Origin of the sequence: Citrobacter sp. CF971 (genome assembly GCF_006385635.1) — a bacterium.
Lineage (GTDB): Bacteria > Pseudomonadota > Gammaproteobacteria > Enterobacterales > Enterobacteriaceae > Citrobacter > Citrobacter freundii.
Genome location: NZ_CP041051.1, coordinates 2,165,780 through 2,185,380, shown reverse-complemented (window position 1 = coordinate 2,185,380; position 19,601 = coordinate 2,165,780). Strand labels below are relative to the sequence as shown.

At 50.3% G+C, this 19,601-nt stretch carries 18 protein-coding genes; 7 read left to right on the top strand and 11 right to left on the bottom strand.

The window, feature by feature from the left end:
* Nucleotides 1-94 precede the first annotated feature (94 nt).
* From E6P06_RS13995 to lpp, 6 genes are all read left to right on the top strand, one after another.
* The gene (locus E6P06_RS13995) at nt 95-1,294 is read left to right on the top strand and encodes a ribokinase (protein ID WP_139935903.1); all 1,200 of its coding nucleotides are present in this window, start codon (nt 95-97) and stop codon (nt 1,292-1,294) included.
* 12 nt (nt 1,295-1,306) lie between these two features.
* Complete coding sequence (locus E6P06_RS13990; RefSeq protein WP_003836572.1) at nt 1,307-2,044, top strand: glutamine amidotransferase; 738 nt, start codon at nt 1,307-1,309, stop codon at nt 2,042-2,044.
* A 61-nt stretch (nt 2,045-2,105) separates the two neighbouring features.
* Nucleotides 2,106-2,999 carry a proline iminopeptidase-family hydrolase gene (locus E6P06_RS13985; protein WP_003836575.1) on the top strand — a complete coding sequence of 298 codons (894 nt, stop codon included), beginning with the start codon at nt 2,106-2,108 and terminating at the stop codon, nt 2,997-2,999.
* A 20-nt stretch (nt 3,000-3,019) separates the two neighbouring features.
* A complete protein-coding gene (locus E6P06_RS13980; RefSeq protein WP_003836577.1) occupies nt 3,020-4,363 on the top strand; it encodes an APC family permease in 1,344 nt (447 codons plus the stop codon).
* Between the two features lie 414 nt (nt 4,364-4,777).
* Nucleotides 4,778-6,190: a pyruvate kinase PykF gene (pykF, locus tag E6P06_RS13975; RefSeq protein ID WP_003029366.1), complete on the top strand. Its 1,413-nt coding sequence runs from the start codon at nt 4,778-4,780 to the stop codon at nt 6,188-6,190.
* A 309-nt stretch (nt 6,191-6,499) separates the two neighbouring features.
* Nucleotides 6,500-6,736 carry a murein lipoprotein Lpp gene (lpp, locus tag E6P06_RS13970; protein ID WP_003029373.1) on the top strand — a complete coding sequence of 79 codons (237 nt, stop codon included), beginning with the start codon at nt 6,500-6,502 and terminating at the stop codon, nt 6,734-6,736.
* A gap of 68 nt (nt 6,737-6,804) precedes the next feature.
* Here lpp and E6P06_RS13965 read toward each other — a convergent pair whose 3' ends face one another.
* The 8 genes from E6P06_RS13965 to E6P06_RS13930 all read right to left on the bottom strand — a co-directional run bounded on the left by E6P06_RS13965 (nt 6,805) and on the right by E6P06_RS13930 (nt 14,821).
* Nucleotides 6,805-7,809 (bottom strand): L,D-transpeptidase family protein, encoded by a 1,005-nt coding sequence (locus E6P06_RS13965; RefSeq protein WP_003029376.1) that lies wholly within the window; start codon nt 7,807-7,809, stop codon nt 6,805-6,807.
* A gap of 123 nt (nt 7,810-7,932) precedes the next feature.
* On the bottom strand, nt 7,933-8,349 hold the full coding sequence (gene sufE / locus E6P06_RS13960) for a cysteine desulfuration protein SufE (RefSeq protein ID WP_003029378.1): 417 nt from the start codon (nt 8,347-8,349) through the stop codon (nt 7,933-7,935).
* A gap of 12 nt (nt 8,350-8,361) precedes the next feature.
* Nucleotides 8,362-9,582 (bottom strand): cysteine desulfurase SufS, encoded by a 1,221-nt coding sequence (gene sufS / locus E6P06_RS13955; protein ID WP_096890452.1) that lies wholly within the window; start codon nt 9,580-9,582, stop codon nt 8,362-8,364.
* Entirely contained in the window at nt 9,579-10,850 is a 1,272-nt protein-coding gene (sufD, locus tag E6P06_RS13950; RefSeq protein WP_003836582.1) for a Fe-S cluster assembly protein SufD, read from the bottom strand. The genes sufS and sufD overlap by 4 nt, the downstream gene beginning before the upstream one ends.
* Complete coding sequence (gene sufC / locus E6P06_RS13945; RefSeq protein WP_003029383.1) at nt 10,825-11,571, bottom strand: Fe-S cluster assembly ATPase SufC; 747 nt, start codon at nt 11,569-11,571, stop codon at nt 10,825-10,827. The genes sufD and sufC overlap by 26 nt, the downstream gene beginning before the upstream one ends.
* 16 nt (nt 11,572-11,587) lie before the next feature.
* Nucleotides 11,588-13,075: a Fe-S cluster assembly protein SufB gene (sufB, locus tag E6P06_RS13940; RefSeq protein ID WP_003836585.1), complete on the bottom strand. Its 1,488-nt coding sequence runs from the start codon at nt 13,073-13,075 to the stop codon at nt 11,588-11,590.
* A gap of 8 nt (nt 13,076-13,083) precedes the next feature.
* The gene (gene sufA / locus E6P06_RS13935) at nt 13,084-13,452 is read right to left on the bottom strand and encodes a Fe-S cluster assembly scaffold SufA (RefSeq protein ID WP_003029385.1); all 369 of its coding nucleotides are present in this window, start codon (nt 13,450-13,452) and stop codon (nt 13,084-13,086) included.
* 490 nt (nt 13,453-13,942) lie between these two features.
* Nucleotides 13,943-14,821 carry a LysR family transcriptional regulator gene (locus tag E6P06_RS13930; RefSeq protein ID WP_139935347.1) on the bottom strand — a complete coding sequence of 293 codons (879 nt, stop codon included), beginning with the start codon at nt 14,819-14,821 and terminating at the stop codon, nt 13,943-13,945.
* A 122-nt stretch (nt 14,822-14,943) separates the two neighbouring features.
* Here E6P06_RS13930 and E6P06_RS13925 point away from each other — a divergent pair, with 122 nt between their 5' ends.
* Complete coding sequence (locus E6P06_RS13925; RefSeq protein ID WP_048216518.1) at nt 14,944-15,795, top strand: Vmh family MBL fold metallo-hydrolase; 852 nt, start codon at nt 14,944-14,946, stop codon at nt 15,793-15,795.
* Nucleotides 15,796-15,861: 66 nt separating this feature from the next.
* Here E6P06_RS13925 and E6P06_RS13920 read toward each other — a convergent pair whose 3' ends face one another.
* The 3 genes from E6P06_RS13920 to E6P06_RS13910 all read right to left on the bottom strand — a co-directional run bounded on the left by E6P06_RS13920 (nt 15,862) and on the right by E6P06_RS13910 (nt 19,591).
* Nucleotides 15,862-16,050 carry a YdiH family protein gene (locus E6P06_RS13920; protein WP_003836591.1) on the bottom strand — a complete coding sequence of 63 codons (189 nt, stop codon included), beginning with the start codon at nt 16,048-16,050 and terminating at the stop codon, nt 15,862-15,864.
* Nucleotides 16,051-16,127: 77 nt separating this feature from the next.
* Nucleotides 16,128-16,538: a 1,4-dihydroxy-2-naphthoyl-CoA hydrolase gene (gene menI / locus E6P06_RS13915; protein ID WP_003030541.1), complete on the bottom strand. Its 411-nt coding sequence runs from the start codon at nt 16,536-16,538 to the stop codon at nt 16,128-16,130.
* The gene (locus E6P06_RS13910; RefSeq protein ID WP_003836595.1) at nt 16,535-19,591 is read right to left on the bottom strand and encodes an FAD-binding and (Fe-S)-binding domain-containing protein; all 3,057 of its coding nucleotides are present in this window, start codon (nt 19,589-19,591) and stop codon (nt 16,535-16,537) included. Before E6P06_RS13910 ends, menI begins: the two co-directional genes overlap by 4 nt.
* Nucleotides 19,592-19,601 lie beyond the last annotated feature (10 nt).

Here is a 19,601-nt window from a genome sequence, read left to right as displayed (position 1 = left end):
TGTGATTCATTTCACCACATGGCAACATTACTATAAATACAATTCAGCAAAATACACGGAGGCTTTAAAGTTTAAAGAAGAAAGGCGTACATCTATTCTTAACTTACTCATCAAAGATCATAGTGTCAGCGTGAGAAAACTCGCCGTTCTTTTTAATGTTAGCCAGGAGACTATACGTTCAGATCTTTGTTATTTTCAGAAAACAGGAATGCTTTTGCGTTGTTACGGTGGTGGTATTGTTAACCGCCAGGCATTAAGCAAGTTGATAACAGAAAATAAAATTGATATCTCCGGCACAATTTCAACTCCGGCAAACAAAGATTTTCGATTACATAGAGAAGGCACGAAAATGTCGGGAAAAGTTTGTATATTAGGTTCATTTAATATTGATGTATCGGCTACCGTCCCCTGGCTTCCGCAAAGCGGTGAATCAATCCTCGCAAGCCAGTTCGGTTTTTATCCAGGAGGTAAAGGTGCTAATCAGGCATTGGCCGCAAATAATGCTGGCACCGACGTCCACTTTATTTTTAAAGTAGGTAAAGATCAGTTTAGCTCTTTTGCCCTCAATCATATTATCCAATCTGGTATAAATTCATATTGTGCTTATCAGACTGATGATGCCCCCACCGGAAGTGCATTAATTTATGTTTCAGAGCAGGATGGTGATAATATCATTGCTATCTATCCTGGTGCCAATATGATGCTAACCAGGCACGAAATTAATGAACAGCAGGGTCATATATCTGAAGCTAACGTTTTGCTAATGCAGCTGGAGACTAATATCGATGCTATTGAAGAATTTGTTCGCTTGGGTAAATTAGCAAACAAGACAATTATTTTGAATCCGGCACCTTATACCAAAAATGTTAGCCGTTTATTACCTTCAATAGATATTTTAACACCTAATGAAACAGAAGCATCATTTTTATCGGGTATTACAATCTTAAATATTGATGATGCCCAAAAAGCAGGGAATATCATTCTGCAATCAGGCGTTGAGAAGGTCATTATCACTCTCGGCGCACAAGGATCATTACTGTGCGAACGCAACCGTACTTTGTTTATCCCAGCCTGGAGTGCCGTCGTCAAAGATGCTGCGGGCGCGGGTGATGCATTTAATGGCGCACTGGCCGCCTCACTTGCCCGTAAATCAGACCTTGTATCAGCCATTCAGTATGCCTCTGCCTTTGCTTCACTGGCAGTTGAACAAGAAGGTGCATCGAGCATGCCGCAGCATGAGCTGGTACTACACCGGATGCGCACTCAATCGCATGATATTATTAATATCAAATAATAGGATCTTAGTATGAAAATTTTATTTATCGGTGAGTCATGGCATATTCATATGATTCATTCTAAGGGATATGACAGCTTCACATCCAGTAAATACGAAGAAGGCGCTGACTATCTATTATCCTGTCTGCGCCAGCAAAATATCACTATCGACTACATGCCAGCGCATATTGTACAAACCCGCTTCCCGCAAACGGTAGAGGAACTTGATATATACGATGCTATCGTGATTAGCGATATAGGCAGCAATACCTTTTTGTTGCAAAACAAAACTTTTTATCAGATGAATATCATCCCGAATGCGTTAGCGCTGATTAAAGAATATGTCTCAAATGGCGGCGGTCTGTTAATGATTGGCGGATACCTTTCCTTCACCGGCATTGAAGCGAAAGCAAATTATAAAAACACCCTGCTGGCCGAAGTTTTGCCTGTCGAAATGCTGGAGCATGATGATCGCGTTGAAATTCCGGAAGGATGCTGCCCAATCAACACGGAGGAACAGCATGTCATTACGCAAGACCTGACACAGTGGCCCCCCTTGCTCGGTTATAACAAATTGCGTGCCAAGGTAAACAGCATCACGTTGGTCAAAATAAATGACGACCCACTATTAGTTCTCGGTGAGTACAATAAAGGCAAAGTCGGCTGTTTTGCCAGTGATTGCGCACCGCACTGGGGAAGTCCGCAATTTATGCAATGGGAACATTACAAGTCATTCTGGTGTAACGTTCTGCAAGCAATTAAAAAATAAACGCCAATCTGCAGGTGATTATTGAATCACCTGCCCTTTTCCCTCCGTATCGGTTAAAAATATGCAAAGTCACTACAAATATGGTGAAATGTTTTGCGATAGCATATTAACCAGCTATCGTATTTATGGCGACCCGGCATCTCAATTAATGCCATTAATTATCTTACACGGCGGTCCATCAGGCGGTTTTGATTATCTATTAAATTATCATGAGCTGTCTGATGATGGACGCATGGTGATATTTTACGATCAATATGGCTGTGGTCGTTCGACGCATTTTCCGCTGGCGGATGCCTCATTCTGGACAATAGAACGTTATCTTCAGCAACTTCGCCAATTAATCAGTCATCTGAATATTGGTCAGCGATATTCATTACTCGGACATTCCTGGGGAGGTATGCTGGCAGCAGAGCACGCCTGCACGCAACCGGAAGGGTTGAGTGGTGTGATATATGCCAGCGCTCCCGCCAGCATCCCACTTTGGCAAAGCGAAGTACTGCGATTGTTTAAAGAACTCACGACTGGCGCTGATGCAATGTCAGACGATGCCATTATGCAGGCAAAAATCTATCAGCATCCGCCTGAACAACTTATTGCCTACTACAAAAAACATGTTTATTCCCTGGCGCAAGAACCGCTGCATATTCAGCGTTCTGATGCGCAATTTGCCGCCGATCCCACCGCCTACCATGTGCTATGGGGCGCGAATGAACTTGCGGTGAATGGCTTGCTGGCGCAGTGGGACATCACCCGTTCATTGCACAAGATTCGATGCCCAGGATTAGTCCTTCATGGTGAGTATGATCAGGCGACATCACAGGTCGTTCAACCGCTTATTACCCATATAACCCACTGTCGGGGTGTCACGATTCCTGACAGCAGCCATAACCCACATGAAGAAAATACCGAGCCTTGCCTCACTGCTGTCCGTGAGTTTTTACGAGGCCTTGATTAACACGAATTGAGGTGTTTACTATGAGTAAAATAAAAAAGTTATCTCTCACAGATTTGGTGCTGTACGGGCTGGTATTTATGGTGCCGATCGCGCCGGTTTCTCTCTATGGCGTCGTATATAATTTATCTCATGGCATGGTCGCGCTCGTGTATATTATTGGCGCTATCGCGATGTTTTTTACCGCCCACAGCTATTCAACATTATCAAAGCACATCTCATCCTCCGGGTCGGCTTATACCTATGCAGGCGTGTGCATCAACCCCGCTGTGGGTTTTCTCACCGGATGGATTTTGTTGCTGGATTATCTGTTATTCCCTACGCTGGTTGCCGTCCTGGGCGGTGTTGCTGTTCATGCAATACTTCCGCAAATACCGATTTGGGTATGGCCGTTAATTTATGTGGCTATCGGAACGGGCATAAATTATTTGGGAATACAACAAACAGCTAAATTCGACAAACTGCTGGTCTTTATTCAACTCGGTATTCTGGCCATTTTTGTGGTGCTGATTTTGCGACTGCTGATGCTTGATAGCAGTCATGTGTCATTTTCTTTCAAACCTTTTTTTGATTCTCAGTGGTTTACGCCTGGCTTAATTGCTACCGCGATCTCTGTTGCGGCGCTCAACTTCCTCGGATTTGATGCCATTAGTACCCTAAGTGAAGAAAGCGAAGGCGGCGGGAAAGCAGTCAGTAAGGCAACCCTTCTCGCCCTTATCCTGGCCACCGTGCTGTTTATTATTGTGGTGACCTTTGCCGCATTCGCTACGGGTAAAATCGACAGTTTTGCGGAAGGTACAGAAACTAACGAGGCCTTTTTCACGATTGCAGGCGATGTTGGCGGCATCTGGCTTAAAGTTGCATTTTCTATCATCGTAGCGTTCGTTTGCGCAGTCGGGAATATCATTACGGCGCAAACTGCCGTATCGCGCGTCCTGTTCTCTATGGGGCGAGATAAAATGTTACCCACATTTCTGGCGCATGTGCACAGTAAAAGAAAAACACCTGACTATGCAATTCTGTTCACCGGGGCTGTGACACTATTCCTTAGTTACTTGTTTTCCGGGAAAATTGAATCCATATCCACCCTTGTCAACTTCGGTGCGCTTTTCGCATTCTTTATGGTGAACCTGAGTGTCTTCGTGCTCTACAACGTAAAGATGAAAGAGCATCGTCGTTTTGTCCCTCATGTGATTTCTCCTGTGCTGGGGATGGTCGTCATTGGTTATGTCTGTATGAATATGAACATTCACGCGCTGACGCTCGGGGTTATCTGGTCTGTAATCGGTCTGGCGGTTCTGTGGTATCGGAAAGCGCATAAGCAGGACATCCATATCGATCTTGAGGGGCGAAAGCTGCTCGACTAAGGCTTAATGCTGAGTTTGCAACACGTTATTTTTTTCTTGTTGCGCAACACCGTCTGAAGTTGGGCGGTGTTTTGTTAACCAACCCGAAACAATTTAATGCTCATTCTTTGTAAAAGTGCACAGAAGTGTTTTGAAACGCTGTTTCCATTTTCCTTTTTGATAATTTTCAGCGTATAATGCGCGCCAATTGTCTCTTGAATGGTTTCAGCACATTGACCTGTAAAACTCAACGACTACAAAAATCACCATCCCGTTGGGCTGAAACACAAGCACACATTCCTCTGCACGCTCTTTCGATGTCACCTATCCTTAGAGCGAGGCATCACAACTTTCGTAACTCAGGTTTAGCTTCCCGTCCGTGCGCGGCGGGAGCCAGATTTCCATATCCTTCTCAACTTAAAGACTAAGACTGTCATGAAAAAGACGAAAATTGTTTGCACCATCGGTCCGAAAACCGAATCCGAAGAGATGTTAACCAAAATGCTGGACGCGGGCATGAACGTCATGCGTCTGAACTTCTCTCACGGCGACTATGCAGAACACGGTCAGCGCATCAAGAATTTGCGCAACGTCATGAGCAAAACCGGCAAGAAAGCAGCAATCCTGCTCGACACCAAAGGTCCGGAAATCCGTACCATCAAACTGGAAGGCGGTAACGACGTTTCCCTGAAAGCAGGCCAGACCTTCACCTTCACCACCGACAAATCTGTCGTAGGCAACAACGAAATCGTTGCTGTTACTTATGAAGGCTTCACGAAAGATCTGTCCGTCGGCAACACCGTTCTGGTTGACGATGGTCTGATCGGCATGGAAGTTACCGCCATCGAAGGTAACAAAGTTATCTGTAAAGTGCTGAACAACGGCGACCTGGGCGAAAACAAAGGTGTTAACCTGCCGGGCGTTTCCATCGCACTGCCAGCACTGGCTGAAAAAGACAAACAAGACCTGATCTTCGGTTGCGAGCAAGGCGTTGACTTCGTTGCAGCGTCCTTTATCCGTAAACGTTCTGACGTCGTTGAAATCCGTGAGCACCTGAAAGCGCACGGCGGCGAAAACATCCAGATCATCTCCAAAATCGAAAACCAGGAAGGCCTGAACAACTTCGATGAAATCCTCGAAGCGTCTGACGGCATCATGGTTGCGCGTGGCGATATGGGCGTTGAGATCCCGGTTGAAGAAGTTATCTTCGCGCAGAAAATGATCATCGAAAAATGTATCCGCGCACGTAAAGTCGTTATCACTGCGACCCAGATGCTGGATTCCATGATCAAAAACCCGCGTCCGACCCGTGCAGAAGCCGGTGACGTAGCGAACGCCATCCTCGACGGTACCGACGCAGTAATGCTGTCTGGCGAGTCAGCAAAAGGTAAATACCCGCTGGAAGCCGTTACCATCATGGCGACCATCTGTGAGCGTACTGACCGTGTGATGACCAGCCGTCTGGACTTCAACAACGACAGCCGCAAACTGCGCATCACCGAAGCCGTTTGCCGTGGCGCGGTTGAAACTGCTGAAAAACTGGACGCGCCGCTGATCGTCGTCGCAACCCAGGGTGGTAAATCTGCTCGTGCAGTACGTAAATACTTCCCGGATGCTACCATCCTGGCGCTGACCACCAACGAAACTACCGCGCGTCAGCTGGTGCTGAGCAAAGGCGTTGTTGCACAGGTGGTTAAAGAAATCAGCTCTACCGATGATTTCTATCGCCTGGGTAAAGAAGTCGCTCTGGAAAGCGGTCTGGCTCAGAAAGGTGACGTTGTGGTTATGGTTTCTGGTGCACTGGTTCCGAGCGGCACCACCAACACCGCATCCGTTCACGTGCTGTAATAATTCCATCGCGAATTAATTTGCTTAAAAAAGCGCCCTGGTGGCGCTTTTTTTATTTAATCGATAGCCACAATTAATAAAAAATCAAATCGGATTTCACTATCTAATCCGTGATTATCTAAGATGAATCCGATGGAAGCTTTCTGTTTTCACTCGGTTTTTTAGCCGTTTTTGCACAATTCGATGCTTCTTTGAGCGAACGATCAAAAATAAGTGCATTCCCATCAAAAAAATATTCTCAACATAAAAAACTTTGTGTAATACTTGTAACGCTACATGGAGATTAACTCAATCTAGAGGGTATTAATAATGAATCGTACTAAACTGGTACTGGGCGCGGTAATCCTGGGTTCTACTCTGCTGGCAGGTTGCTCCAGCAACGCTAAAATCGATCAGCTGTCTTCTGACGTTCAGACTCTGAACGCTAAAGTTGACCAACTGAGCAACGACGTGAACGCAATGCGTTCCGACGTTCAGGCTGCTAAAGATGACGCAGCTCGCGCTAACCAGCGTCTGGACAACGCAGCTACTAAATACCGCAAGTAATAGTATCTGTGTAATAAAAATGGCGCACATTGTGCGCCATTTTTTTTGCTCTGAATTCCCCTTCCCTGTTATTGCGTAGCGCGCACCTCAGCATCTTCTCCCGGCACACCATTTTGCGCAGACTTCACTTCTGGCCCATTGCTCGCGACCGATGCTTGCCCGGCAGTGACGGTGACCGGATAACCTGCACGACGATACAACGCCCTTTCCACCAGACTGTTATCCACCGCTTTATTGTCTTTAAACTGGGTAAAGCCGGCTGGTAACACATACGGCATGGTCTGGACGTTTTGTTCCTCTTCAGGCGACAGCGGTCGATGCACTTCGACATACCTCATACCGTTCGGCTCTATCGAATATTTTATCGGCTCATTAATCACCCTGACCGGCGTGCCTGTGCGGACCTGAGCAAACAACGCTTTGATATCCGGCGCGTTCATGCGAATACACCCAGAACTCACTCGCAGGCCCACGCTGTCCGGTGCGCTGGTGCCATGGATCAGATATTCACCGTTTCCATGCGCCAGACGCAGTGCAAAGCGTCCTAACGGGTTATTTGGTCCGGCAGGTACAACAGGCGGTAATGTGATGCCGCGCTCCAGAGAGCGTTTACGGATGCCTGGTGTAGGGGTCCAGGTTGGATTCGGGATTTTCTGCCCAACCCGGGTTTCCATTACCGGCGTTTCCAGCCCCTGCAAACCGATACCAATCGGGAATACCTGAACAATATTCTCTCCCGGCGGGAAGTAATACAGACGCAATTCCGCCAGATTCACAATAATGCCTTCGCGTGGTGCATCCGGTAGCAGTAATTGTGAGGGAATAGTGATCAGCGTTCCGGGTTTAGGTACGGGGGCAATAGTATTGTTGGCTTCAAGGATCAGCATTGCAGCGGTATCAAACTTACGGGCTATCGCCTGTAGGTTTTTATCGCCTTCCTGCACGGTGTAGGTTTGGTTTTGCCCAACAAGGCGGCTGTTCGCCTGGGGCAAAGGATAATCGACCGCCCATGCGGCCTGAATAGCGCTGTAGGCGCCGATTAGCATTAACGTAATAACAGACGCGCGTTTCATACTCACTCACCCCCCTGGCGTTCTTGCCGGACGGCGGCGAGCGCCCGATCCGGCCTACGAGTCACTGCGTTGCCTTACACGAACGCTTTCAAGTCGGTCTGAAAGTTGACGTGTTTTATCAGTTTAGCTAAGAGTTGCGGCTTTGGCGCGAATAGCCCGAATCATCGCCTCCAGCCCTTGTGAACGAGACGGTGTGAGATGCTGTGCGAGCGCCATTTTTTCAAACCACGGGCGCACATCAAAATTCACAATATCCTGAGCCGTCATGCGATCATACAAAATGAATACCACGGCAATAAGCCCTTTCACAATTGCCGCATCACTGTCGCCCTGTAATTCAATAATCCCTTCGCCATTCTGACGCATAACAATCCATACCTGGCTTTGGCATCCCTGAATGCTATTTTCCGGGCAGCGTAAGTCATCGTTTAGTTCCGGCAAACGCTGACCCAGTTCAATAATGTACAGGTATTTCTCTTCCCAATTAGCGCAACGCAGAAAATTACGCAACAACTTTTCTTTATCCGGTAGCGCAGCCATAACGCCTCCCTGTTAGCCCAGTAAATGGTGAATACGCTTGAGGCCCGTTACCAGGCGATCCACTTCTTCATGGGTGTTATACATTGCAATCGACGCCCGGCACATCGCGGGAACGTTATAAAAGGCCATCAGCGGCATTGCGCAGTGATGCCCCGTCCGCACGGCGATGCCATAGTTATCGAGAAAACTCCCGACGTCATAGGCGTGATGCTTGCCGAGGTTGAATGCAATCACACCCAGACGGTTATCCGGTCCGTAGATTGTTAAATCTGGCACATCCGCCAGCTGTTCCAACGCATAGCGCATCATGAACTGTTCATATTCGCTGATTTCAGTCAGCCCCAGCGCTGAAACATATTCAATAGCCGCGCCGAGTCCGATAATGCCCCCGGTGTTTGGCGTTCCGGCTTCAAACCGCCAGGGCGCTTTGGCCCACGTCGTTCCCTGACTCAAACTCACCGTCGCAATCATTGAACCACCGCCTTCCCACGGCGGCATCTCCTGCAGCAGCGACTCTCTGGCATACAGAACGCCAATACCGGTTGGACCGTAAAGTTTATGCCCGGAGAAAACATAAAAATCGCAATCCAGCGCCTGCACATCCACCTGATGATGCATCACCGCCTGCGCACCATCTACCAGCACTTTCGCGCCGTATTGATGCGCCAGCGCGATCATCTCACCCAACGGGTTTTCCGTGCCCAGCACGTTAGATACGTGGGTAATCGCCAGCAGCTTCGTGCGATCGTCAAACAGCGTCGGCAGCGTTTCCAGCTGCAACGTACCATCGTCATTGAGCGGGATAACGCGCAGTTCTGCACCTACGCGGGCACACAGCATCTGCCAGGGCACAATATTGGCATGGTGCTCCATTTCGCTGATGATAATGTTATCGCCCGCCCGCACATTGCTGCTGCCCCAGCTGTTCGCCACCAGATTGATGCCCTCCGTCGTACCGCGAACAAACACCAGCTCTTCGGCGGAGCGGGCGTTAATAAACAGCGAAACGAGCTTGCGCACATTCTCCATTTTTTCCGTAGCCTGAGCGCTCAGCGTATGGATACCGCGGTGGACCGCCGCATAGCCGTGACGGTAGAACTCGGCTTCGGCATCAATCACCTGGTTCGGCTTTTGCGCGCTGGCCGCGCTATCCAGATACGCCAACGGTAAACCATTCACTTCACGCGTCAGAACCGGAAAATCGGCCCGCACTTTTTCAATGGGAAATGTCATGCTACGCCTCCCGGTAAGCGTTGGGCGATCCGTGCCAGTACCTGTTGTTTCAGCGTTTCCTCGCCCAGGGCTTCCGTTAGCTCAGCGGCAAACGCATAGAGAATCATTTGTTGGGCATCTTGCTGGCCGATCCCGCGCGAACGCAAATAGAACATCTGCTCGTCGTCGATCCGCCCTACCGTCGCCCCGTGACTGCATTTCACGTCGTCGGCATAGATTTCAAGCTGCGGCTTGGTATCAACCTCCGCCAGTTTACCGAGCAGCAAATTATTGTTGGTCATCTGGCCATCGGTTTTAATAGCGTGCTGAGCGACGTTGATCAGGCCATTGAATACCGCCCGCCCCTTATCGCTGACTATCGTTTTATGCAGCTGGCGGCTGTTGCAATATCCTTTGTTATGCTCAAGCCAGGTGCGGGTGTCGCAGACTTCATTTTTCACCGGCATTGCCAGGCTGTTGAGCCGAAGCGTGGTGTTTTCGCCGTTAAGCTGGGTGCTGGTGTTATGACGCAGCACCGCATCACCGAGTAAAAAACTGTGGCTGGCGGCCGTGGCATCCGCCCCCAATTGAATGTCATTGTGCGCGAAATGGTGGCTCTGTGGGTTCTCAAACGCCAGTTTGATGTGGCGCAAGTGCGCATTCGCCGCGACATTCATGGTTAAACGTGCGCCGGTGAAATGGCGAAGCTCGCTGAGGCTGACATAGTGTTCAATAACGGTGGCTTCTGCGCCTTCCGCCAGCTCCAGATGGTGGCGATAGTGCGCCGTGTTCACCTCATCGCCCGCCAGCCCCTGGGTAATGTGCAGCAGCAGCAGCGGTTTCGCTGGGCGCTGGTTACGCTTCACCTGAATGTGAGTGACGCTACGCGACAGGCTTTCGGTCAGGTGCAGAAACACTTCCGGTTGGATAGCCGCTGGCAGCATCTGGCGCGCATCGTCAATGGTAATGTCAAAACCACTACCTTCCGCTCTGTCGCTCAGCGTTGGAGAGAATTGCCCGTCGACAAATACCAGTCGTATGGCATCAATTGCCGGCGCTAACGCTTCACACTGGGCTGACGTTATCTCAGTGACATGACTGACAAACTGGCTATTGGTTAACCCCTCCAGCGGCGTGTATTTCCAGTCCTCATGCTTACGCGTTGGCAGCCCCAGACGCAGCATCTGCTGCAGATGCTGCTGGGCATGTTGCGAGCGCGTCTCACCTTGCGTTTCAAACAGATGGTGCCACTGTTGCAGCACGTTACTGCTGTTCGCTAAGCCAGCCATAACCTTGCTCCTCAAGTTGTTTGACCAGCGTAAAATCACCGGACTTCACTATTCGCCCCTGGTAGAGAACGTGAACATAATCGGGTTTGATATAGTCCAGAATGCGTTGATAATGGGTGACGATAATGAATGAGCGTTGCCCGTCGCGTAGTGAGTTCACGCCGTCTGCGACGATTTTCAGCGCATCGATATCCAGCCCGGAGTCCGACTCATCCAGAATGCACAACTGAGGCTCCAGCACCGCCATTTGCAATATGTCATTACGCTTTTTCTCACCGCCGGAGAAACCAACGTTGACCGAACGCGTGAGCAAATCTTCCGGCATCTTCAGCAACGCAATTTTTTCTTCCATCAGATCCTGGAAGTCAAACCTGTCCAGCGACTCTTCACCACGGTAGGTGCGCACCGCATTCAGTGCCGTTTGCAGGAAAAACTGATTACTGACGCCGGGGATTTCCACCGGATACTGGAATGCCATAAAGATCCCTTCGCCGGCACGGTCTTCCGGTGACAGTTCCAGTAAATCCTTACCGTTGAATTCTACCGTCCCGCCGGTGACTTCATAGTCATCACGTCCGGCCAGGGTGGCGGAAAGCGTACTTTTCCCGGAACCATTTGGCCCCATAATGGCGTGCACTTCTCCGGGGCGAATTTCAAGACTCAGCCCACGCAGGATCGCCTTATCTTCCACACTGACCTGTAAATCTTTGATGCTTAACATGTGCTTTCCTTAAATTTTAACCGACGCTGTGTTCAAGACTTATGGCGAGAAGTTTTTGCGCTTCCACGGCAAATTCCAGCGGCAGTTCAGAGAACACGTCTTTACAGAAACCATTCACGATCATCGAAATGGCATCCTCTTCGCTGATACCGCGCTGCAGGCAGTAAAACAGCTGATCTTCGCCAATGCGCGACGTCGTGGCTTCGTGCTCGAGCTGGGCGCTGTTGTTACGACACTCCACATATGGGAATGTGTGCGCTCCGCAATCCGCCCCGATCAGCATCGAGTCACATTGGGTATAGTTGCGGGCGTTGGTGGCGGTCGGCATGATTTTCACTAAACCGCGATAGCTGTTCTGGCTGTGTCCAGCGGAGATCCCTTTCGAGATAATGGTCGATTTGGTGTTTTTACCGATGTGGATCATCTTGGTGCCTGTATCGGCCTGCTGATGACCACTTGTCAGGGCCACGGAGTAGAATTCGCCGATAGAGTTGTCGCCACGCAAAATGCAGCTTGGGTATTTCCAGGTAATGGCCGAGCCGGTTTCCGACTGCGTCCACGACATTTTGCTGTTTTCACCTTCGCACAGAGCGCGCTTGGTGACGAAGTTCAAAATGCCGCCGGTGTTACCATCCCCGGGGAACCAGTTTTGCACCGTCGAGTATTTCACTTCGGCATCTTTGTGGATGATGACTTCTACCACCGCGGCATGCAGCTGGTAGCTGTCGCGCACCGGAGCCGAACAGCCCTCGATATAGCTGACGTAGCTGCCCTCATCCGCGACCAGAATGGTGCGTTCAAACTGCCCGGTTTTTTCTGCATTGATACGGAAATAGGTCGACAGTTCCATGGGGCAACGCACGCCTTTCGGTACATAAATAAACGTACCGTCAGATGCCACCGCTGCATTCAGCGCGGCAAAGAAGTTGTCATTACCTGGAACCACGGTGCCCAGATATTGTTTTACCAGCTCAGGATGATCGTGAATCGCCTCACCGAACGAACAGAAAATAATGCCCTGTTCCGCCAGTTTGTCGCGATAGGTGGTCGCCACCGATACCGAGTCAAAAATAGCATCAACCGCCACCTCTTTGCCTTCACGGACCGGTACGCCAAGCTGTTCAAAGGCATCCTCAACCTCTTTGCTTAAAAACGCATTCGCCCCCGTTTGCTGCACCGCTCCCGGCTCAGATGCGCAGGTTTCATCGCAGTTACCGCAGGACGGTGCGGAATAATAGCTATACTCCTGGTAATTCAGCTTGTCGTAGTGCGCTTTTAGCCAGTGCGGCTCTTCCATGGTCAGCCATGCCCGAAAGGCATTCAGGCGGAATTCCAGCATCCAATCGGGTTCATTACGTTTTGCCGAAATCGCGCGCACGACCTCTTCGTTGATCCCTTTCGCCAGCTCATCGGTTTGCAGTTGGGTGAAGAAGCCCTCTTTGTAATTAAGGTGCCCGCCAGCCCAGGTGTTGACATCGTCAGTTGCTTCAGTATTACGAGACATAGTACCGCCTATACCCCAAAACTTTCGCCACAGCCGCATTCGTTCTGGGCTTTCGGGTTATGAAATTTAAATAACTGATTTAATCCTTCGCGAACGAAATCGACTTCTGTGCCGTCGATGAACGGCATCGCCTGTAAAGGCACATACAGTCTGGCGCCATCCGTTTCAAACAGGAGATCGTCTTTTTGGGCCTCGCGCACGGTATCCAGCACGTAGCCGAATCCCGCGCATCCCGTTTGCTTCACGCCCAGGCGTACGCCCAACATGTCGGGTTGCTTTGCCACCAGTTCACGGATATGCGCCGCAGCCGCAGGTGTTAACGTCAGTCCACGCCAGGCAAAATCGTCCGGGTTAAATGTTCCTGAATGCAATTCCATAGGGTTACCTCGAGTCACTAGCTTTTAAGCTATAACAACATGTTAGTGATAATGATTATCACTTCAACCCCTCAACAGCAGGGGCATTCGGGTTAACCGCCCTTTTTGACTACTTTTACTAAGCATAGACCCTGCAGCGAGGGTTTACAGGAATGGAATTATTTGTTCAATGCATTGATTAATAATGGATTATAGAAATCTAATCGTTCAGGCAGGTCAAAGATTAAAAGATGTATAGATAATGTCTATTTAAGGGATAGGTAGGGATAAAAACAGGGAAAACAACTATTCAAATAATATGCTAATGACAAAAAACCCTTAAGTCTGCTTGCTGGCAGGCTTAAGGGTTCCGGCCCCATCCGGCGCTTATCTCCGGCACTCACGATGGCTTAGCTCTTGAAGGGGCGATAAGAAGAATCTCATACACCGATAAGTTTTTTTTAACACAAATTGCGGTTTGACTATTTTGTGAGCACGTTTAGCTACCTTTTTAGCATTGCGCCGCCCCACTAAGCGCATCCAGCAGCAAACGTAGCCCCGCAGGCTGATGCTCCCGAGAAAGGTATAAACCATAAATTGGCAAGCATTTAGGTTGAAGTTCTGGCAGTAATCGAATTAACGCTCCCTGCGCCAGCCCTTCCTGCGCTTCCAGTTCTGGCACCAACGCGATTCCCATTCCTGCCACCGCCGACTCGCAGAGCAGCGAAGAGATTCCGGCGCTCAAGTTCCCTTTAATCGCAACGGCGACATCCTGGCCGTAGACATCCTGAAAGTGCCAGGATTTACCAGCAAACCCGCTGTAATAGAGGCAATTGTGCCGAGTGAGATCGTCGACTGTCTCAGGCGTGCCATGTTGATGCAGATAATCTGCGGACGCGCAAAGTACCGATTTACAGTCGCCCAACCGACGGGCGATGGTTCCTGGCTCGGGATTATCCGTTATGCGGATCGCCACATCGATGCGTTCCCCCACAAGGCTTACCGGTTGATTATTGATCTCCACCTCAATACGTAATTGCGGATATTGCTCCATAAACGCCGGCAGAACCGGAGCAAGAATATGCATGGCGGTAAAATGGGCGCAGGCCACACGTAGCGTGCCTGAGGGAATTTGCGCGCCACTGGCGGCACCAATATCCAGCGAAAGTTGCGCCAGAGAACGCGTTTTCAGTAATGCCTCTTCACCCGCTGGCGTGATCGTTAAGCGACGCGATGAGCGATGAATAAGCCTTGCGCCTGCCCATTTCTCCATCTCGTCGAGGTAACGACTGACCATCGGACGGGAAAGCCCCAATGCACGTGCAGCGGCGCTCAGACTGCCCAAATCACAGATATGATTAAATACCATTGCCGCCATCACTCTGTCCATTGCATCCCATCCGATCGTTTTATGAAACTCAGCATGTCCTAATGAGGGAATTCTAACAGATACGAATATGCTTAAAATACGGGAACTATCAAAAGACAATTCCCTGCATAAGGTTACCTGGTATGAAAGTTAAATCTCTGGCCCTGCTGTTACCTCTGTTTGCGTCTTCAGCTTTCGCCGCACCGCTACAGCTGGACGTCTATAATCCGCAGGAGAAGGGTATTTTCCCGGTCTCTTCGACGCTGGTGTCTGGCCCCAAAGAGGCGATTTTGTTTGACGCCCAGTTCAGCACCAAAGATGGCGAACAGCTGGTGCAGATGATTCGCGCCAGCGGTAAAACGCTGAAGGCTATCGTGATCACTTCCGGCGATCCGGATTTCTATTTCGGTCTGCAACCTATCGTCAACGCTTTCCCACAGGTAAAAGTTCTGGCAACACCGCAGGTGGTAGACCATATCCGCGCCACCAAAGAGGCCAAACTGCAATTCTGGGGCCCGCAAATGAAGGACGGCGCGCCAACATCGCTCACCGTTCCGCAGGCGACGACGCAAACGCAGTTCACGGTTGATGGTGAACCGCTGGAACTGCGTCACTCCAACGATTATGCAGCGTATATCTGGATCCCGGCGAATCGGGCCATTATTGGCGGCACAGGCGTGGCTTCAGGTATTCACGTCTGGACGGCGGATACACAATCTGAAGAACAGCGTAGTACATGGCGTAACGTACTGAGCGAAATGCAGAGCTTACAGCCCACTCAAGTGGTCCCGGGTCATTACATTGGCGAACGCCCAACCGGCGATAAAGCTATTCGCTTCACCCAGGACTATTTGCAGTCGTTTGAGCAGGTGTTAGGGGCGAAGAAAGGATCGGATTATGTGATTAAAACCATGACGGCAGCATGGCCAGGTCTGGCAGACGCAAGCTCGCTGGAACTAAGTGCGAAGGTTAACAGCGGTGAGATGAAGTGGTAATGAAGATTTAAGGCAAAAATAACCCCGAACACGTGTCGGGGTTTCGTTACGATAAGCATACCGGAATCAATGAACGCCCATGCGCCAGGCAAAATAGATCTCTTCTTTCAGTTCCATCGAGGAGAGCGCCAGTAAATCAGCAAACTCCAGTTCGAGCTGTTTCAGCCTTTTCAGGTACTGAGCCGGTGAAAGATCGGTTTTATCACGACGTAAAAATTCTATTGCCAGTTGGGCAGGGTCTAATTGGGTAGACATATCATCCTCGCTTGTGTTCAAAACCTGCACAGTATAACACCATTCCCTGTGCAGATAATGACCAAAAGCAATATGCATCACAAAATTGCGGTCGTCAGACGCGAAGTACAGCACAATCGTCCCTGCTCATCGAAGATCTCTATTTGCCAAACCTGGTGACGAGAGCCGGTATGTAACGCGCGACATACGCCCCTGACGTGCCCTTCCCGCGCAGAACGGATATGGTTGGCGTTGATCTCCAGGCCCACCACTTTCTGCTCACCCTGAGTACACAGGTATCCCGCTACTGAACCAATACTTTCCGCCAGCACCACGGATGCGCCGCCGTGCAGCAACCCAAAGGGTTGTTTGGTGCGATGGTCCACCGGCATTGTAGCTTCCAGCGTATCGTCACCAATGTGCACAAAACGAATATCGAGCAGCCCAACCATATTTCCTTCACCCATGGCATTGAGCGCCTCGAGTGTGACTTCACGTTTCCAGATCATCCTATAATCTCCAGCAGTGCCTGTAATGGGTGGCGAACGCCCGTACCTTCAACGCGTTTAACCTGACTGCGACAGGAGTACCCGGTAGCCAGACAACGGTTACGTGGCAATCGTTGCATTGCCTGGTGCCATGATAACTCATAGATCCCCAATGAGTTTTGGTGATTCTTCACTTCGTGGCCGTAGGTGCCAGCCATACCACAGCATCCCACGCTGACGTTCTCCAGCTTTGCGCCAAAGCGAGCAAAAATAGCCGCCCACTGTGCAGGCGCGCCCGGCAAGGCCGTCACTTCGGTACAGTGACCAAAGAAATACCACGGTTCACCGCCAACAGCGACTGGCTGCTGTGCTTCCACAGCTTTCGATAACCATTCGTTGGCTAGCAACACATGGAAATCCCCCCGTTGTTCACCCAGCACCATCTTGTATTCATCGCGATAACAAAGCACCAGCGCCGGATCAACACCCACCATCGGAATATTCAGCTTCGCTACCCGGTTAAGAAACTCGGATGTCTTTTTCGCCGTTTTAGCAAAACGGTTTAAGAAGCCTTTAATGTGCTGCGCCTTGCCGTTTGGCGAAAACGGCAGCAGTACCGGCTGCATGCCCAGCTTCTCTACCAGACGTATAAAGTCAGCAACCACCTGCGCATCGTAATAGCTGGTGAAAGGGTCCTGCACCACCAGCACCGTACGGGCTTTTTGCTCAAGACTGAGTAATTCGAGCTGTTCCAACGTCATATTGGCGGAGCGATGCCCCACCAGTTGGCGTTGCAGCGACGGTGCAGACAACAGAGGTAAATCAACCATTCCAATGTGCTTTTTAGCCAGGTTTCGCACCAGCGGCTGGTTGATGAAGAAGTTAAACGTTTTGGGCGCTCGTGCCATTAACGGCGCATAGCTCTCAACGGTCGCCACCATGTGATCGCGCAACGGGCGCAGATAACGCGTGTGGTACAGCTGGAGGAAGCGCGAACGGAACTCCGGTACATCAATTTTAATTGGACACTGGGTGGAACAGGCTTTACACGCCAGGCAACCTGACATCGCCTCTTTTACTTCGTGTGAGAAATCGTATTCACCCTTGCGCGCATGCCAGCTGTTGCGGGTACGGGCAATCAGCGAACGTAAACTGGCGCGTTTTTCCGGTAGCTCTTTTTCCAGCTGTATTGGGTCAATCCCGCGATCCGCTAACAAACGCAGCCATTCACGCACTAACGTGGCTCGCCCTTTTGGCGAATGAATACGGTTGAGGCTGATTTTCATCGACGGACACATAGGGCTTTTCGCATCGAAGTTAAAGCATAACCCGTTGCCGTTACACTCCATTGCCCCGCGCCACTCCTGGCGTACGGCCAGAGGGATCTGACGGTCATACGTTCCGCGTTTCACCGCGTCCACTTTCATCATCGGCGCATCTACGTCTTCCGGTGGACAGATTTTCCCAGGATTCAGCCGGTTTTGCGGATCAAACACCGATTTCACTTTGCGCAGTTCGCGATACAGCTCCTCGCCGAAGAACGCCGGGCTATATTCTGCACGAAAACCTTTCCCATGCTCGCCCCACAGCAAACCGCCATATTTCGCCGTCAGCGCCACAACATCATCAGAAATGCGTTTCATCAGCACTTCCTGCTGCGGGTCACACATATCCAACGCCGGTCTGACATGCAGCACGCCTGCGTCTACGTGACCAAACATGCCGTAACTCAGGGCGTGGCTGTCGAGTAGCGCGCGGAACTCGGCAATATAGTCCGCCAGATGCTCCGGCGGAACGCAGGTATCCTCGGCGAACGGAATTGGCTTCGCGGAACCTTTTGCATTGCCCAGCAGACCGACTGCCTTTTTGCGCATGGCGTAAATTCGTTCGACTCCCGCCAGTTCGGTACACAGCTGCCAGCCAATGACACCCGCTTCCTGACGAGCGATTAAGCCATCCAGACGTTCACACAGTGCGCTGACCTGCGAATTAATCAATACTTCGTCGTCACCGGCAAACTCTACAATGTTCAGACCCAGCATCTCTTTATCAGGTACATCGGTAATCAATTCACTTACCGAGTGCCAGACGATATCTTCCCGCGCCAGATTGAGTACTTTGGAGTCAACAGTTTCTACCGACAATGCGCGTGCTTCCACCATCACCGGCGCATTACGCAACGCCGAGTCGAAAGAGTCGTACTTGACGTTAACCAGTTGTCTGACTTTTGGCAGCGGCGTGATATCCAGACGGGCTTCGGTGATAAACGCCAGCGTACCTTCAGAGCCGGTGAGAATGCGGGTTAAATCAAATTCGGTCATCTCATCGTTAAAGACGTGCCGTAGATCGTACCCGGTCAGGAAGCGATTAAGTTTCGGGAATTTATCCATGATCAGCTGTCGGTTATCACGACAACGTTCATAAACGGTCTTATAGATGCGGCCAATGGTGGTATTGCTTTTCCCCAGCATTTCGGCAAGCTCGATCGGCATTGGCTGAGTATCAAGAATATCACCGCCCATCAGCACCGCACGGATGCCCAACACATGATCGGAAGTTTTACCGTAAACCAACGATCCTTGCCCGGACGCATCGGTGTTGATCATCCCGCCGAGCGTTGCCCGGTTACTGGTGGATAATTCCGGGGCAAAGAAATAGCCGTAAGGCTTCAGAAACTGGTTGAGCTGATCTTTTATCACCCCGGCTTCTACCCGCACCCAACCTTCTTGCGGGTTGATTTCAATAATGCGGCTCATATAGCGGGACATATCAACAATAATGCCCTGGTTCAGCGCCTGACCGTTGGTCCCGGTGCCGCCGCCGCGCGGGGTAAAAATCAACGACGAGAAAAGCGGTTCTGCCGCCAGACGGGCGATTAGCGCCACATCTGCGGTTGAACGAGGGAAAACGACAGCATCAGGTAGCAGCTGATAAATACTGTTATCCGTCGACATTGTTAGACGATCGGCATAGCTCGTTGCCGTATCGCCCGTAAATCCTTGCTGCTCCAGCGCCTGCAAAAAGTTGAGCACCAGTTGAACGACACCTGGTGCCTGAGAAATTTGTGGAATCATTATAGTGACC

What these genes read in the sequence shown, in the direction of transcription:
- pykF (WP_003029366.1), top strand. Translation starts at nt 4,778, where the DNA reads ATGAAAAAGACGAAAATTGTTTGCACCATCGGTCCGAAAACCGAATCC.
- E6P06_RS13980 (WP_003836577.1), top strand. Translation starts at nt 3,020, where the DNA reads ATGAGTAAAATAAAAAAGTTATCTCTCACAGATTTGGTGCTGTACGGG.
- E6P06_RS13925 (WP_048216518.1), top strand. Translation starts at nt 14,944, where the DNA reads ATGAAAGTTAAATCTCTGGCCCTGCTGTTACCTCTGTTTGCGTCTTCA.
- sufA (WP_003029385.1), bottom strand. Translation starts at nt 13,452, where the DNA reads ATGGAATTGCATTCAGGAACATTTAACCCGGACGATTTTGCCTGGCGT.
- E6P06_RS13910 (WP_003836595.1), bottom strand. Translation starts at nt 19,591, where the DNA reads ATGATTCCACAAATTTCTCAGGCACCAGGTGTCGTTCAACTGGTGCTC.
- E6P06_RS13985 (WP_003836575.1), top strand. Translation starts at nt 2,106, where the DNA reads ATGCAAAGTCACTACAAATATGGTGAAATGTTTTGCGATAGCATATTA.
- sufE (WP_003029378.1), bottom strand. Translation starts at nt 8,349, where the DNA reads ATGGCTGCGCTACCGGATAAAGAAAAGTTGTTGCGTAATTTTCTGCGT.
- E6P06_RS13990 (WP_003836572.1), top strand. Translation starts at nt 1,307, where the DNA reads ATGAAAATTTTATTTATCGGTGAGTCATGGCATATTCATATGATTCAT.
- E6P06_RS13930 (WP_139935347.1), bottom strand. Translation starts at nt 14,821, where the DNA reads ATGGACAGAGTGATGGCGGCAATGGTATTTAATCATATCTGTGATTTG.
- sufB (WP_003836585.1), bottom strand. Translation starts at nt 13,075, where the DNA reads ATGTCTCGTAATACTGAAGCAACTGACGATGTCAACACCTGGGCTGGC.
- lpp (WP_003029373.1), top strand. Translation starts at nt 6,500, where the DNA reads ATGAATCGTACTAAACTGGTACTGGGCGCGGTAATCCTGGGTTCTACT.
- menI (WP_003030541.1), bottom strand. Translation starts at nt 16,538, where the DNA reads ATGATCTGGAAACGTGAAGTCACACTCGAGGCGCTCAATGCCATGGGT.
- sufD (WP_003836582.1), bottom strand. Translation starts at nt 10,850, where the DNA reads ATGGCTGGCTTAGCGAACAGCAGTAACGTGCTGCAACAGTGGCACCAT.
- sufS (WP_096890452.1), bottom strand. Translation starts at nt 9,582, where the DNA reads ATGACATTTCCCATTGAAAAAGTGCGGGCCGATTTTCCGGTTCTGACG.
- sufC (WP_003029383.1), bottom strand. Translation starts at nt 11,571, where the DNA reads ATGTTAAGCATCAAAGATTTACAGGTCAGTGTGGAAGATAAGGCGATC.
- E6P06_RS13920 (WP_003836591.1), bottom strand. Translation starts at nt 16,050, where the DNA reads ATGTCTACCCAATTAGACCCTGCCCAACTGGCAATAGAATTTTTACGT.
- E6P06_RS13965 (WP_003029376.1), bottom strand. Translation starts at nt 7,809, where the DNA reads ATGAAACGCGCGTCTGTTATTACGTTAATGCTAATCGGCGCCTACAGC.